15 protein-coding genes and 1 pseudogene are annotated in these 12,703 nt (G+C 64.6%); 6 read left to right on the forward strand and 10 right to left on the reverse strand.

Annotated elements, in window-relative coordinates; translation table 11 throughout:
* Positions 1-35: 35 nt before the first annotated feature.
* Entirely contained in the window at positions 36-545 is a 510-nt protein-coding gene (locus tag C2138_RS09540) for a DUF1269 domain-containing protein (protein WP_108517373.1), read from the reverse strand.
* Positions 546-709: 164 nt separating this feature from the next.
* On the opposite strand from C2138_RS09540, the pseudogene C2138_RS09545 reads away from it, so the two are divergent.
* From C2138_RS09545 to C2138_RS09560, 4 genes and pseudogenes are all read left to right on the forward strand, one after another.
* A pseudogene (locus C2138_RS09545) lies at positions 710-2,406 on the forward strand (long-chain-fatty-acid--CoA ligase).
* A 38-nt stretch (positions 2,407-2,444) separates the two neighbouring features.
* Positions 2,445-3,413 carry a squalene cyclase gene (locus C2138_RS09550; protein ID WP_108517375.1) on the forward strand — a complete coding sequence of 323 codons (969 nt, stop codon included), beginning with the start codon at positions 2,445-2,447 and terminating at the stop codon, positions 3,411-3,413.
* A 44-nt stretch (positions 3,414-3,457) separates the two neighbouring features.
* Positions 3,458-4,036, forward strand: a complete 579-nt coding sequence (locus C2138_RS09555) for a nitroreductase family protein (RefSeq protein ID WP_241961095.1) — start codon at positions 3,458-3,460, stop codon at positions 4,034-4,036.
* A 51-nt stretch (positions 4,037-4,087) separates the two neighbouring features.
* Positions 4,088-4,531 carry a hypothetical protein gene (locus tag C2138_RS09560; RefSeq protein WP_108517377.1) on the forward strand — a complete coding sequence of 148 codons (444 nt, stop codon included), beginning with the start codon at positions 4,088-4,090 and terminating at the stop codon, positions 4,529-4,531.
* Positions 4,532-4,580: 49 nt separating this feature from the next.
* Here C2138_RS09560 and C2138_RS09565 read toward each other — a convergent pair whose 3' ends face one another.
* Together C2138_RS09565 and C2138_RS09570 are read right to left on the reverse strand one after the other, a co-directional pair.
* On the reverse strand, positions 4,581-5,093 hold the full coding sequence (locus C2138_RS09565; RefSeq protein WP_108517379.1) for a mycothiol transferase: 513 nt from the start codon (positions 5,091-5,093) through the stop codon (positions 4,581-4,583).
* Between the two features lie 82 nt (positions 5,094-5,175).
* The gene (locus tag C2138_RS09570; RefSeq protein ID WP_108517381.1) at positions 5,176-5,868 is read right to left on the reverse strand and encodes a TetR/AcrR family transcriptional regulator C-terminal domain-containing protein; all 693 of its coding nucleotides are present in this window, start codon (positions 5,866-5,868) and stop codon (positions 5,176-5,178) included.
* Between the two features lie 67 nt (positions 5,869-5,935).
* Between C2138_RS09570 and C2138_RS09575 the strand changes: the two genes are divergently transcribed.
* Entirely contained in the window at positions 5,936-6,571 is a 636-nt protein-coding gene (locus C2138_RS09575; protein WP_108517383.1) for a DUF4386 domain-containing protein, read from the forward strand.
* A gap of 53 nt (positions 6,572-6,624) precedes the next feature.
* On the forward strand, positions 6,625-7,143 hold the full coding sequence (locus C2138_RS09580; RefSeq protein ID WP_108517385.1) for a tetratricopeptide repeat protein: 519 nt from the start codon (positions 6,625-6,627) through the stop codon (positions 7,141-7,143).
* A 185-nt stretch (positions 7,144-7,328) separates the two neighbouring features.
* On the opposite strand, the gene C2138_RS09585 is transcribed toward C2138_RS09580, so the two are convergent.
* From C2138_RS09585 to C2138_RS09615, 7 genes are all read right to left on the reverse strand, one after another.
* Positions 7,329-7,649: a DUF1801 domain-containing protein gene (locus C2138_RS09585; protein ID WP_241961096.1), complete on the reverse strand. Its 321-nt coding sequence runs from the start codon at positions 7,647-7,649 to the stop codon at positions 7,329-7,331.
* 324 nt (positions 7,650-7,973) lie between these two features.
* Complete coding sequence (locus C2138_RS13830; protein ID WP_241961097.1) at positions 7,974-8,192, reverse strand: PhnA domain-containing protein; 219 nt, start codon at positions 8,190-8,192, stop codon at positions 7,974-7,976.
* A complete protein-coding gene (locus C2138_RS09595; RefSeq protein ID WP_108517387.1) occupies positions 8,189-8,941 on the reverse strand; it encodes an SDR family NAD(P)-dependent oxidoreductase in 753 nt (250 codons plus the stop codon). Before C2138_RS09595 ends, C2138_RS13830 begins: the two co-directional genes overlap by 4 nt.
* A 117-nt stretch (positions 8,942-9,058) precedes the next feature.
* The gene (locus C2138_RS09600; RefSeq protein WP_108517389.1) at positions 9,059-10,669 is read right to left on the reverse strand and encodes an ABC transporter substrate-binding protein; all 1,611 of its coding nucleotides are present in this window, start codon (positions 10,667-10,669) and stop codon (positions 9,059-9,061) included.
* 238 nt (positions 10,670-10,907) lie between these two features.
* On the reverse strand, positions 10,908-11,669 hold the full coding sequence (locus C2138_RS09605) for an SDR family NAD(P)-dependent oxidoreductase (protein ID WP_108517391.1): 762 nt from the start codon (positions 11,667-11,669) through the stop codon (positions 10,908-10,910).
* A gap of 33 nt (positions 11,670-11,702) precedes the next feature.
* Complete coding sequence (locus C2138_RS09610; RefSeq protein ID WP_108517393.1) at positions 11,703-11,900, reverse strand: tautomerase family protein; 198 nt, start codon at positions 11,898-11,900, stop codon at positions 11,703-11,705.
* A gap of 538 nt (positions 11,901-12,438) precedes the next feature.
* Positions 12,439-12,681 carry a hypothetical protein gene (locus C2138_RS09615; protein ID WP_159078195.1) on the reverse strand — a complete coding sequence of 81 codons (243 nt, stop codon included), beginning with the start codon at positions 12,679-12,681 and terminating at the stop codon, positions 12,439-12,441.
* Positions 12,682-12,703 lie beyond the last annotated feature (22 nt).

The following is a 12,703-nucleotide window of genomic DNA, read 5'->3' on the forward strand; positions in this document are numbered from 1 at the left end:
GAGCTCGGCGCGAGACCCCCACACGGCGTGACGCTCTAGGCGATTTCGCCCGCGGCCTCCTTGACCGCAGCTTCGACATCCTTCACGCTCACATCGAGCTCTTTGGCCACTCGCTTCTCGGCCTTGAGTTCGGCCTTCTCGAGAGCAGACCCCAGAGTGGTCTCCCCCACGATGAGCAGGGCCGCCTGACCCGAGTCGATGAGTTCGCCGAGCTCCTTGACGTCATTGCGAGAAAGCCCGCGCGCGATGTGACCGGTTGCTGCCCCAATCGCGCTGCCGGCGAGCGCCGTGGCGATGAGAGCGGGAGGAAAGAGCAGCCCGATGACCGCACCAACGCCAGCTCCTGTCCAACCGCCGAGCCGCATCGCCGTTTCGTCTTTGTTGACATGCACCTTGCCTTTGTCGTCTTTTGTCAACACCGCGGCATCGAACGTGCCGACCGCGCCAGACGAGTGCAAATCCTTAACGATGTCGTAGTCGGAACGCGCATCCGCCTCGTTCGCGTATGTACCGATGTAGATGAAAACGCCATCTGCCTTTGCCATGTCAGTTCCTTTCAGTGGTGATGTCTGTTGATCACACCACCTCGGCGCCCCGCATCTGTCACCCGGCGAGGGTGATCTCCCCGCAACATCAGCTAGATCAGCTAGATCAGCTAGATCACAGCCTCCCGGCACACACACAGCACGGTTAGCGGCAGGATGGAGTCGTGTCGAGCAACCCCTACGAATCACGACCATGGCTCTCCTCATATGCCGAGGGGTCCAGGCCGAGATCGACGAGCCCTCACAAACTCTGCCTCAGATGATGTCGGCGAGCATCAAGGCCTTCGGCCCGAGACCAGCACTCGAATTCTTCGGAGCCGTGACCTCCTATCGCGACCTGGGGGAGCAGATCGACCGCGCCGCAGAAGGGATGCGCCGGCTGGGGGTCAGAAAGGGCGATCGAGTTGCCCTCGTGCTGCCCAACTGCCCGCAGCATGTTGTCGCCTTCTACGCAGCCCTCAGGCTCGGCGCGATCGTCGTCGAACATAATCCGCTCTACACCGCGCGTGAGCTTCGCCATCAGTTCGAAAACCATGGCGCCCAGTTCGCGGTCGTCTGGGATAAGACCTACGACACGATCGCCGCATTCCCCCGCGACCTGGCCGTAGAGCACATCGTGAGCGTCGATATCACCACGGCGCTGCCCTTCGGCAAGCGAGTGGCGCTTCGCCTGCCCGTCCCCAAGGCCCGCGCCTCCCGGGCGCAGCTGACCAGCACGCCGCAGGCGCGGCATCCGCTCACCTGGAAGGCACTGCTTGACCACCGCCGCATCTCGCGACGAGTCGCGGGACCCACGATCGACGACGTCGCCCTTTTGCAGTACACGAGCGGAACAACAGGTCAGCCCAAGGGCGCCATCCTCACCCACTCAAATCTGCGCGCGAACGCGATGCAGGGCCGCGCCTGGGTGCCGGGACTCGTGGACGGCAAGGAGACCTTCTACGGCGTTCTCCCCCTCTTTCACGCGTACGGCATGACGCTGTGCCTCACCTTCGCCATGAGCATGGGCGCAAAGCTTGTGCTGTTCCCCAAGTTCGACCTTGACCTGGTCAAGGCTGCTGTGCGCACCAGCCCGCCCACATTTCTGCCCGCAGTGCCGCCGATCTACGACCAGCTTGCCCGCTCTGCGTTGCGCGGTTCGATCGACCTCTCCACAATTCGTTTCGCCATCTCAGGAGCCATGAGCCTGCCCATCGCTACCGTCGAGCGCTGGGAAGAGGCGACCGGCGGCCTCCTCGTGGAGGGCTATGGCATGACCGAGAGTTCGCCCGTGGCGCTCGGAAACCCGATGGGCCCGACCCGGCGACCCGGCACGGTGGGGGTGCCGTTCCCCAGCACCGAGATTCGCGTGGTCGACCCCGACAACCCCACAATCGATCGCCCGCTCGGCGAATCCGGCGAGCTGCTCATCCGCGGCCCCCAGGTTTTCCAGGGTTACTGGGGGCGGCCCGCCGACACCGCAGAGGCGCTCCTGCCGGGAGGATGGCTTCGCAGCGGAGACGTGGCCACCGTCTCGGAGGACGGCTTCGTCACGATCGTCGACAGGCTCAAGGAGCTCATCATCACGGGCGGTTTCAACGTCTCCCCCAGCGAGGTCGAAAGCACACTGAGTGAGCATCCGGATGTCATGGCCTCGGCCGTCGTCGGCTTGCCACGCAAACAGGGTGGAGAAGATGTTGCTGCCGCCGTGGTGCTGCGCGAGGGTGCATCCCTCGATGGCGAATCGATTCGCGACTTTTGTCGCGCACGACTCGCCGCCTACAAAGTGCCTAAGCGCATCCTCGCCGTCGACGAATTACCACGCTCGCTCATCGGCAAGGTGTTGCGGCGCGAGGCGCGAGACCAGATACTCGGGCGGTAACTACACCATCCGAGGGATTACCGGAAGGGACAAGACCCATGGCGACAGACACCCGCGTGCTCGACTGGCTCTTGGATTCCGACCCTGCGCTGCGCTGGCAAGTCGAGCGTGACCTCGCTGGGGCCCCTCCGGAGGTGTGGCAGGCGACCAGGTCTCGCGTGGCCACCGAAGGTCACGGTGCCGAGCTGCTGGCCCACCAAGACGAGGATGGTCAGTGGGATGGCGGCGCGTACTTTCCGGCAGGGTACTTTGGCAGCCCGGAATCTGAGCAGCCCGGCCAGCCATGGACGGCGACAACCTGGTCACTCAAGGACTTGCGCGAATGGGGAGTCGACGCAGCGGCACTTGCGGGCACGGCCGACAAGCTGGCGGCGAATAGCCGCTGGGAATACGACGATCTGCCCTACTGGGGAGGGGAGATCGACGTGTGCATCAACGCCTTCACCCTCGCCAACGGCGCGTGGCTGGGAGCCGATGTCTCTGACCTGGTGGCATGGTTCCCCGCCCATCGCCTGCAGGACGGCGGATGGAACTGCGAGGCAGAGGAGGGCAACTCCACCCGATCGTCGTTCCATTCAACCCTCAACGCACTGCGCGAAATGCTCGCCTACGAGCAGATAACGGCAGACCCGAGCCTGCGGGAGGCACGCCACGGAGGCGAGGAATACCTGCTCGAGCGGCGGCTCCTCCGGAGGGCAACCACCGGAGAGCCGGTTGGCGACTTTATCGGCCAGTTCGTGCATCCGCACCGCTGGCGCTACAGCGCTCTGACCGCACTCGATTATTTTCGCGCCGCCGCCCTGCTCGACGAGACGCCACCAGACCCGAGGCTGGAGGATGCCGTCGATGTCATTCGCCAAGCGCGCCAACCCGACGGCACCTGGCTGCAGGGCACTCCGCTCGCCGGCCGCACCTGGTTCGATATCGATGTGCCCGAGGGCGAAGCCTCGCGGTGGCTCACCCTGAGCGGCACCAGAGTGCTGGACTGGTGGGATGCTGCGCGCTGACCCCGCCGCAGCATCCGGCGCCCTCTGGGGCGAGAATGGCATGCATGACTTCTGACTCGCATCCGCTGCTCTCGGCGATGGCTGCCCGCCGGTCTGTCTCCAAGGTTGGGCCAGCAACGCCGACGGATGCCGAGCTGGTCGAGATCCTCGCCGCGGTGACTCCCGTGGCCGATCACAAGGCGCTGCGGCCGTGGCGCCTCATTACGCTGCGGGGCGACGACCGCGTGCGGCTGGCGAAAGCGATGGATGCCGCAGCGGGCGAGACTCGTGAGCCCGGTGAATTCACCACAAAGCCGTTTCGCGCAGAGCTGCTCATCGCTATCGTCGCGAGCCCTACGGAGCATCCGAAAGTCCGCGAATGGGAGCAGCATGCGACAGCGGCTGGCGCAGCACACCTGCTCGAACTTGCTCTTTGGGCCGCGGGCTGGGGCGTGATGTGGCGCACGGGGATGCTCACGAATGCCCCCGAGGTGAGGGCTGCCCACGGCCTGCGGGAGAACGAACTGCTCATGGGGTGGCTCTATGTCGGCGCTATCGACGAGGCATTCCGCGAACGGCTGAACGAATCCAAGCGGCCGCCGCTCGATCCGCGGAATTTCCTGGGGCGCATGCCTCACGAATAAAGGCACCATCCGAGCGTTGACAGCGCGCGCAAGTCGCCGCATATTCAGCTAATGGAGACAAACGCCTCGCGCACTCTCACCCGACTCGCGGGCACCTGGGAGTCGACGGGCGTACTCGTGGCAGACGACGGCGAAACCGAGGCATGGCGCGGTCGCGACATTTACGAGTTTCTCCCCGGGGGTCTCCACCTCGCCCACCGCGTCGACGTAGTCATCTCAGGCGAACGCCGGCAATCGCTCGAGATTCTGACACCCTCCCCGCAACCCGACGGCGGGATCCTCCAGACGTCCTACGAGCAAGACGGCTCGATCGAGCACAGCAAGGGCGTGGTCGACAGCAGAGGCCGGTACGCGATCGACGCGGGAGACGCGCGAGCGATCCTGGCGTTTACCGGCCCCGCCACAATGTCAGCGCGCTGGGAGCTGAGATGTGCCGCGGGAACCTGGCGCGAATGGATGCGCGTCACGTTCAGGCGGATCGACGCTTCGCGCTAGGGCGCCGAGGCCGCATCCTTTTCGCCGCGCGGCCGAAGAATCACGGCGGTCAAAGCCGCTCGATGACTCCCCTGATAAAGGCCGCCTGCCCGACATGCTGGAGGTCGTCGGCGATCACACTGACGAGTCGCACGGCGAGGGTGACGGGAGGGTCCCAGGAGGTGTCGATCACCCGGTCGAGGTCGTCATCGCTGAGGATCGCGATGAACTCGAGCGTGCGGGCGCACACGGCCTCGTGGTAGGCGACGAGCTGGTCAACCGACACTCCCTGCACCGCAGCGACCTCGTCCGCAGACTGCCCGTAACCGGTAGCCGACGGCGGGAATGGCAGCCCAAAGTCCTGGGCGAAACCGCGGGCCGTCCACACCTGCTCCGCACCCATCGCATCCGCAACATGATCATCCTGAACTCTCGTGAGGTGCCAGATGAGCCAGGCGATCGTATTCGCCTCGCCGTCAACCCTGTAGGAGAGCTGGTCGGCGGTGAGCCCGCGCGTCACATGGAGGACGGATTCGCGGACACGCCCGTAAGAATCGGCAAGGACGGCGGTTGCAGACGACATGCCTTCACTGTTCACCCATCTGTGGCACAGCGACACCCATGCCTGCCAATGACAGATCAATTAGCAGGCCTTGGCCGATTCGCTACTCGAACTCAGCTACCTGTCGCCCGGCAGCGGACTCCCAGCCCCGCTCGTGGAGCCGCGCGAATCCGTCGATGAGCAGGTCGATAGCGAACACGAACTCAGCATCGTCATCGCACGCTGCGCCCGCATGGGGAGCGGTCGTCGCCATGCGCACGATAGCCGGGTACGTTACCGCGAATGCGGCCATCGCCTGCGCGCGCTCTTCAGGATCCTCCGGAACGGCGGGCGTAGGAAGCACGTCTCGGGTGATGCCCCACATCCGTGTGCTGAGCGCATGCATGGCGTGATGCACAAGGTCGGCTGACAGGCCGCCCTCGAACATGATCGCCATCAGTGAATCCATGTATGCCAGCACCGTCGGGCTCGCCGTTGCCCGAGTCTCGATCGCCGTCTGCGCCCACGGATGGGCATTCATGACGGCACGCGCGGAGAGGATGCGGGCGCGCAGCGCCTTCTGCCAAGGGAGGTGCTGCGCGGGCGGATCGATGCTTGCCACGAGCCGGTCGAGCATTCCGTCGATCAATTGACCACGGTTCGCGACGTGCTTGTAAAGAGCCATCGGGGTGACCCCGAGCCCCTCTGCGAGGCGGCGCATGCTCGCATCTTCGAGGCCAGTTTCGTCAGCGAGGGCGATAGCAGCGTCAAGCACTCGTTCGCGATCGAGGGAGCGGCGCGGAATGGGTGTTGCCACGTGTACAGCGTATACATAAAGTGAAGGCACGTCGGTATACGGCGTATACCTCACTCAAGGGAACGCCATGTCTCGAAACCCACAGGCCTACGCCCGCACGGCCGGCATCCTCTACCTCGTCACCCATGTGACTTCGGTCACGGCCGTTGTGGCCTACGCCAGCGACGCGGTCGCCCTCGGCGTCGTACTTGAACTGACGCTCGCCGCCGGATGCCTCGGCACCGGCATCCTGCTCCACCTCCTCCTGCGGTCGCTCGGCCCCGCACGGGCCGCGACTTTCGCAGCCCTGCGCGCGCTCGAAGCCGCCGTCATTGCGGCTGGCACGCTGCCCATGCTCGCCCTGACGTCGACGACGAGCACACTCGCAACCGAGGCGCTTCTCGCCGTGCACGGCGCCGCCTTTCTCGTCGGGCAGGGCCTCGTGATCAGCGTGAACACCATTGTGCTGGGCTGGCTGCTTTTTGACGCTCGCGTAGTGCCTCGCCCGCTGGCTGCGCTCGGCGTGGTCGGCGGCATGCTGGTGCTGTTGAGCAATACGGCTCAGCTGTTCGACCTCATCCCGCAGGGCGGAACGGTCGCAGGGCTTTGCGCTGTGCCCATCTTCGCTTTCGAGATCTGGTTCGCGATCACCCTCATCGCCGTAGGTCTACGACCCCGCGGTGCATCACCGGTGCTTTCGCAGCCCCAACAGCTCGCCGCTTGAGCGCCCGCTATGACGCTCCCTGCGAGAAGTTCCCCTCTGGCAGACTTGGCGCCGTGACAGGACCTGTTGAAAAGTGGGAGGCCGCCGTCGCCGATCTGTGGGCGCGCTTCGATTCATTCGACCGCGATGACGGAGTGGCTGCGATGCGCGCCCTGGCCGAGTCGTGGCCGGCCACCGACGGGAGGGCGGCGTTCGAACTCGCAGGCATGTACGACTCGATGGGATTCGAAGCTGAGGCCGCCGCAGAATACGATCGCGCCCTCAATCTCGGTCTCGACGTCGCAAGGCATGCGCAGGTCGCCGTGCAGTACGGATCGACCCTGCGCAACCTCGGCCGTCTCGACGAGGCAATCGCCATCCTCGAAGCCGCACCGACGCACGAATCCACAGGCTCCGCGCCCCGCATCGTATTGGCACTGGCTCTTCATAGCGCCGGCCGCAAGGACGAGGCACTCCGAGTCGCAATCGAAGCGCAGATCGAGGCACTGCCCCGCTACCACCGTTCGATGCGCAACTACGCCGCCGCGCTCACGGAGGGGGCTGCCGAGCCGACTGGTCGAGCCACTACATAGCGGCCCTTCTTCACCAATCAGCAGTCCCTGCGGGCGAGCTCAGCGGGTGCCACGGCTCCCGGTCAGCCGGGCTGGGTGACCTTGTAAGGCTCGCCATCCTGGTCATACGTGATCTAGGGGGATCCCTGCACTTCCATACGCAAAGAGACCGGTGCATAGCGGCGCTCAGACGCGCGAGCCCAGGCTCAGTCCAGCACGGAGCGGACGATCGCGGCCACCCGCTTCGCGGTGTCTTCGCCGACGGTCTCGAAATACCACGCGGCCGGCATCAGATCGCCCTCAGTGCCGCCGACAGCTCGGAACGGCGCCTTCTCTGTGAGGGCAAGATTCATCCGATCGTCGTTGCGCAGCGTCACGAGCGCGGGAGTGCTCGCCGACTTCGCATAGGCGGGCATCCCATACCAAATCCGCGGTTTCAGGTCGGGAGCGGCAGTCACGATGATGTCGTGTACCTGCCGCATGATCGAGCGCCTCGGCTCGTCCATGCTCGCGATCTTGTCGAGCACTTGCGTCAGGTTCTACTCGTCCTTTGACATGTCATGTCCTTAGGTGGGCCGATGTCAGGCATCGGGCAATGACGTCGGCGCACATGTGCGCCGCACCCCACCCGGACATGTCCTGATCCGCTCAGGCCTCTCCGAGATGATTCACGTGATCTGTCACGTGGAAGCGCTTCGGTGGCGTGCCACCGCGTTCAGATTAGCTGACGAGCAGCCAGGCTGTCACCGGGGAGATTTGTAGCCTCCACGGGCGGTTGCCTCGAGGCAATAGCTCCGCAGTTCTGTCATCTTTGCGTTCTTGGACATGCTGACGAAGCGGAAGGCGCTCGGTTACTGCAGAACCTTCTTCACCACGCCAGACTTGAGCTGCATCCGCCCAAAACCTGGCACGGTCGCATCGATGTCGTGGGGCCGCGTCGCACGAGTGTCCGCGAGCGCTTGCTCGCGAACACTCGTACGACATGGACCGGCGGCACTGAGCTGCCGCAGAGACTCGTCAACTGACGGAACCCCCTCGCGGTGCATTGCATCCGCGGCGGGTACCGTCACCGCGCCGTCTCGCCCCCGTCGACGAAGATGGTCTGACCCGTGAGGAATGATGCGTCATCCGAGGCGACGTACAGAGTGGCGCGCGCGATCTCGACGGCGAGACCCGGTCGACCCGCAGGCAGACCCTTCGTCATCTCGGCGACGATGAAGTCCGGAATTGTGTGCTCCTGGTCAGGCTCAAGTGTGAATCCCGGGGCGATCGCGTTCACCCGGATGCCGAGCGGGCCGAGTTCGACGGCGAGGCCCTTCGTCAGCCCGATGACACCGGCCTTCGCGGCACTGTAGACGGCACTGCCGGGTCGACCCTTGACGCCCATGACGGACGACATGAGGATGATGCTGCCGCCGCCGCGAGCCGATATGACCGGCGCCGATTTCTGCACTGCGAAGAACACCGACTTGAGGTTGATGTCGAGGATTTGATCCCACTCGTCCTCAGTGGTCTCGGCGAACTCCGGGTTGAGGAAGATGCCCGCGCTCGCGACGAGCACATCGAATCCCCCGTGCGCCGCAGTCACCTCGGCGACGAGCCGGTCCAGGTCCGCAACAGAGTTGACGTCCGCCACGACCGCGGAGGCCGTGCCGCCTGCCTCGGTGATCTCGTCGACGACTGCATCGAGCTTCGCTTGCGTCCGGCCGACCACCACCGGCGTCGCGCCCTCGGCGGCAAACAGCCGGGCGATGGAACGACCGAGGTTCTGGCCGCCCCCGATAATCACGGCGATCTTGTTGTCCAGTTTCCCAGGCATGCCGATCCCTCCTTCTGCGGGCGCGCCCGCGATTCAGTGAAACTCGTTCGTCGATTGATGATCTCCTGTGGTCGCAGGAGCTAGAGCGCCGGAATGGCCCGACCTCCGGCCTTTCCCTCAGTTCCCCGACCAGGAGGCACCGGCCACCGGCGAGTACGGGGTGGGCTCGGCTGTCACGTAGTCCGCCGGCACTCCCGTGATCCCGGGCTGCGCGACCGTGAACCGCGGAATCGACGTGATGGTGACAAACCACTGGTTCGCGTCGACGGCCCGTGTCAGCTCCTTGAGGAGGTCGCCCTGCTTGTCGGCCGGTGCGGCGGACACCGCCTCGAGCGCTGTCGTGATGTCATCCGGAATTGCATAGCCGTTGGGGTTAAGAGCTCCGCCGACACTCTGCATGCTGCCGGTGACCAAGTTGAAAGCGCTCTCGCCGAACTCCGAGTAGATGTATGCCTCGAACTGGCCGCCCGAGAGCTTGGCTGTGAGGTCGGTGAAGGGGTCATTGTTACGCTCGAGCGTGACGTTGATGCCGATCGCCTCAAGCGCGCCCTGCACGGCCTGGCCGACGAGGTTGCCCGGGTCGAACGCCGACGGGTCGGTGATCGTGATGTCAAAACCGTCCGGGTAACCGGCTTCCGCCAGGAGCTTCTTCGCCGTGTCGGGGTTGTAGGCGTAAGGGTCCTCTCCGGTGTGACCGTCGGCGCCCTTAGGCGTCGCCGAGCTCGTCGGGGTGGCGAGTCCGGCGTACAGCGCCTCGTTAATCGACGCGCGGTCGATCGCGTATGCGATCGCCTGGCGGACTCGCACATCCGCCGTCGGGCCAGTCTCGTGCTCACCGAAGACAAGCATGGACGTTCCCGACGCACCGACGCCGAGCGCACCCTTTGAGATCCGCAACCCAGAGTTCTCCGCGGCGGCGGCGAGAGGCGCCAGCACTTCCAGCGCATAGCTGACCTGGCCCGTCGTCACCGCGTTTGCGAGCGCGTTAGGGTCGGCGAAAGGCATGATCACGATCGTGTCGTATGTCACCGTTTCCGGCGCGAAATAGTGCTCGTTCTTCACGTAGGTGTATTCGATGCCGATGACCGTCTGCTCCTGATCGAGCACGTAGGGCCCAGCACCGAGCGTCGTGGTGTCGAGCAGCTCGGGGTTGGCTGTGCCCGCCTCGCTAGTGACCATGGACACGACGCTCGAGTCGTTGAGCGTGCCGAGCGCGTAGGCCTGCGGCACCGCGATCTTGAACCGGACTGTCACCTCCAGCTCACCGGTTGCCTCGGCGCCCGCGATCTGCGAACCGTAAGTCGCCACCTTGAAGCCCGGCGTGGCCAGGAATCGGTTGATGGAGGCGACGACATTCTCGGCGGTCACGTCGGTGCCGTCGCTGTACTTCGCGTCGTCGCGCAACTCGAGTGTGATCGACTTCGCGTCATCCCCGAATGTCCACGACGTGGCCAGGTACGGGGTGAACTCCCCTTCGGCGGTCTGGTGGACGAGCGTCGCGTAGGCGAACTGGTTGTACGTGGGGAGATTCGACCACACCGGGTCGAGCCGTCCGGCGTCCTGACCGACACCGATGGTCAGCGTCCCGCCCGTGGCCGCCCCCTCTGTCGGCTTGTCATCGGCCGCGGAGCAGCCGGTGAGGGCGAGGGCGGCGGTAGCTACGATCGCCACCGCCCAGCGGAAGCCGCGACGTGTGAGTCGCGGGGCTAGGGAATGAGCTGACTTCATTGTCTTCTCCAAGATTTAGTGACGGCGGCGTCGCCGTCTTCAGTTGCCCTGATGGGGGCGCCCCCAGTGTTTACTGTACGGAATCGTTCTGTCAACTTTGGAGTTTGTGCGCGTAAAACACGGGGCGACGGTAAAAGATGGCGCGCCAATGCAGAAAAACAGTAACATTTCGTTCTTTTCTGGAAAGGCCGCGATCCCCCGCGGCTCACGGTCGGTGACCGCCAGCGGCGCGGAGCCCTTAGGCGACGCCTGTGTTTCCCGTCGCCGCGATGATTTGCCCGGTGACGTAGGACGCTTTTTCCGAGGCGAGGAAGACGACGGTCGGCGCGACGTCATCGGCCACGCCGATGCGACCGAGAACAGAGGTCTTCACCATTCCCGCCGCAAGCTCGGTGAACTGTGGCGGCATCTTCGCCGGGTCCATGGTGAGCGCGCCCGGCGCGACCGCGTTGACCCGAATGCCGTGGGGAGCGAGCTCCCGCGAATGCGACTTCGTCATCCCGACTATCGCGGACTTCGCTGCACTGTACTCAGAACCACCCTCGGGCGTACCATAGATGCCCGCTGTCGACGTGATGTTGACGATGCTGCCCTTGACGTCGTTGTCTACCATCCATCTGGCGATGACTGACGTGTTCATCGCCGACCCTTTGACGTGGACGGCGAATACCTTGTCCCAGAGGTCCTCCTGAAGCTCGAGCACCGGTGTGAAAGCGACAATGCCTGCATTGTTGACGAGGATGTCAGCGCGCCCGAAAGCGTCGAGTGCTGCTTGGAGGATGGTCTCTGCCGCGGCTCGGGATCCGACTGGAGCTAGGACGGAGACTGCTTTGCCCCCGGCTTCCACGATCTCCGCGACCACCGCGTCGGCGGACTCGTTCACGTCATTGATGACGAGGCTCGCCCCTTCGGCTGCGAGTCCCAGGGCGTAGGCGCGGCCGAGGCCGAGCGGGGCGCCAGCCCCTGTGACGATGGCGACTTTCCCGGTCAGGGTTCCCATGCGGTCCTTTCGTATGATTCGGTGGTTTGGGGTTCAGGCGCCCGGCATCGGCGGTAGATCGGCCATTAGAACGCCGCCTACGGCCGAATTCGCCGGGTCGTCCTCGGTGATGTGAATAATGACGAGTTCGCGAGGAACTCCGAGCTCGACGAAAGCGTCTGTGACCTTCGCAACGAGCTCGCGTTTGCGCGCGACATCCCATTGGTGTGTGTTGATCTGAACGACCGGCATTACGAGTCCCTTTCCGTGGGGATCTGGTTCCGCGCCCATCCGGGTCAACGGCCGTCCCGCCGCTGCTCGCGGCGGTCCATTTAGCCTCACGGTAGTTGCCCGCGAAGGGCCGTCGCAGACGGCTTCCGAATATTGGAATCGGAGTAAGGGCGGGCGAGGCACTCGGAAGCACGCTAATCCGCGCATTCGTCCGCGAAGCTTGGAGTCAAGGCCTCGCCTCCATCGGCCTGTCGGTCGAATCCGACAGCTCCGCGAAGCGGCTCTACCCCAGCGAAGGTTTCGTCGACGTCCCTGGACTGGAAGCGGTCGGCGTAATGCTGCGGACCGTCAGCGCCTAGCCGCGGACCGGCCCCACCCGGAGTCGGCATGCTGAACGCAGGTACTGACCTATACCCGACCACGTGATCTCCTCGGCGCGCATACCACGCCATCCTCGAAAAGTCGGATGTCGCTCAGGGGCAGGCGGGCAGAACGTCAGACATTGAAGCGGAACTCCACTGAGTTACGTCGCCGAATAAACTTAGGCAACCGCTACCAATTATGCGAGATGGCGTTCAGACGCTTGGGGGATTCCGCCGTAGCTGCCTGTGTACGAGGAAGAGTCGTAGCGCTTGTCCGATAGCAAACATGACCCGATGGCCATGAGTAGCAGCGCCGACGGGTTCCGCGTAAGCAACGCCAAAATCACGCCGGTCCCCGCAACAACGAGGCTAGCTGTCACTATTGCGATCGTGTGCTTGACGGCGGACCTCCACGACGAAACTTCGTAGTACGGTTCCATCCGCTCAGTCTGGCGGGCCAGA

It is taken from the genome of Salinibacterium hongtaonis, from assembly GCF_003065485.1.
GTDB classification, from domain to species: Bacteria; Actinomycetota; Actinomycetes; order Actinomycetales; family Microbacteriaceae; genus Homoserinimonas; species Homoserinimonas hongtaonis.

What these genes read in the sequence shown, in the direction of transcription:
- C2138_RS09540 (WP_108517373.1), bottom strand. Translation starts at nt 545, where the DNA reads ATGGCAAAGGCAGATGGCGTTTTCATCTACATCGGTACATACGCGAAC.
- C2138_RS09550 (WP_108517375.1), top strand. Translation starts at nt 2,445, where the DNA reads ATGGCGACAGACACCCGCGTGCTCGACTGGCTCTTGGATTCCGACCCT.
- C2138_RS09555 (WP_241961095.1), top strand. Translation starts at nt 3,458, where the DNA reads ATGACTTCTGACTCGCATCCGCTGCTCTCGGCGATGGCTGCCCGCCGG.
- C2138_RS09560 (WP_108517377.1), top strand. Translation starts at nt 4,088, where the DNA reads ATGGAGACAAACGCCTCGCGCACTCTCACCCGACTCGCGGGCACCTGG.
- C2138_RS09565 (WP_108517379.1), bottom strand. Translation starts at nt 5,093, where the DNA reads ATGTCGTCTGCAACCGCCGTCCTTGCCGATTCTTACGGGCGTGTCCGC.
- C2138_RS09575 (WP_108517383.1), top strand. Translation starts at nt 5,936, where the DNA reads ATGTCTCGAAACCCACAGGCCTACGCCCGCACGGCCGGCATCCTCTAC.
- C2138_RS09595 (WP_108517387.1), bottom strand. Translation starts at nt 8,941, where the DNA reads ATGCCTGGGAAACTGGACAACAAGATCGCCGTGATTATCGGGGGCGGC.
- C2138_RS09600 (WP_108517389.1), bottom strand. Translation starts at nt 10,669, where the DNA reads ATGAAGTCAGCTCATTCCCTAGCCCCGCGACTCACACGTCGCGGCTTC.
- C2138_RS09605 (WP_108517391.1), bottom strand. Translation starts at nt 11,669, where the DNA reads ATGGGAACCCTGACCGGGAAAGTCGCCATCGTCACAGGGGCTGGCGCC.
- C2138_RS09610 (WP_108517393.1), bottom strand. Translation starts at nt 11,900, where the DNA reads ATGCCGGTCGTTCAGATCAACACACACCAATGGGATGTCGCGCGCAAA.
- C2138_RS09615 (WP_159078195.1), bottom strand. Translation starts at nt 12,681, where the DNA reads ATGGAACCGTACTACGAAGTTTCGTCGTGGAGGTCCGCCGTCAAGCAC.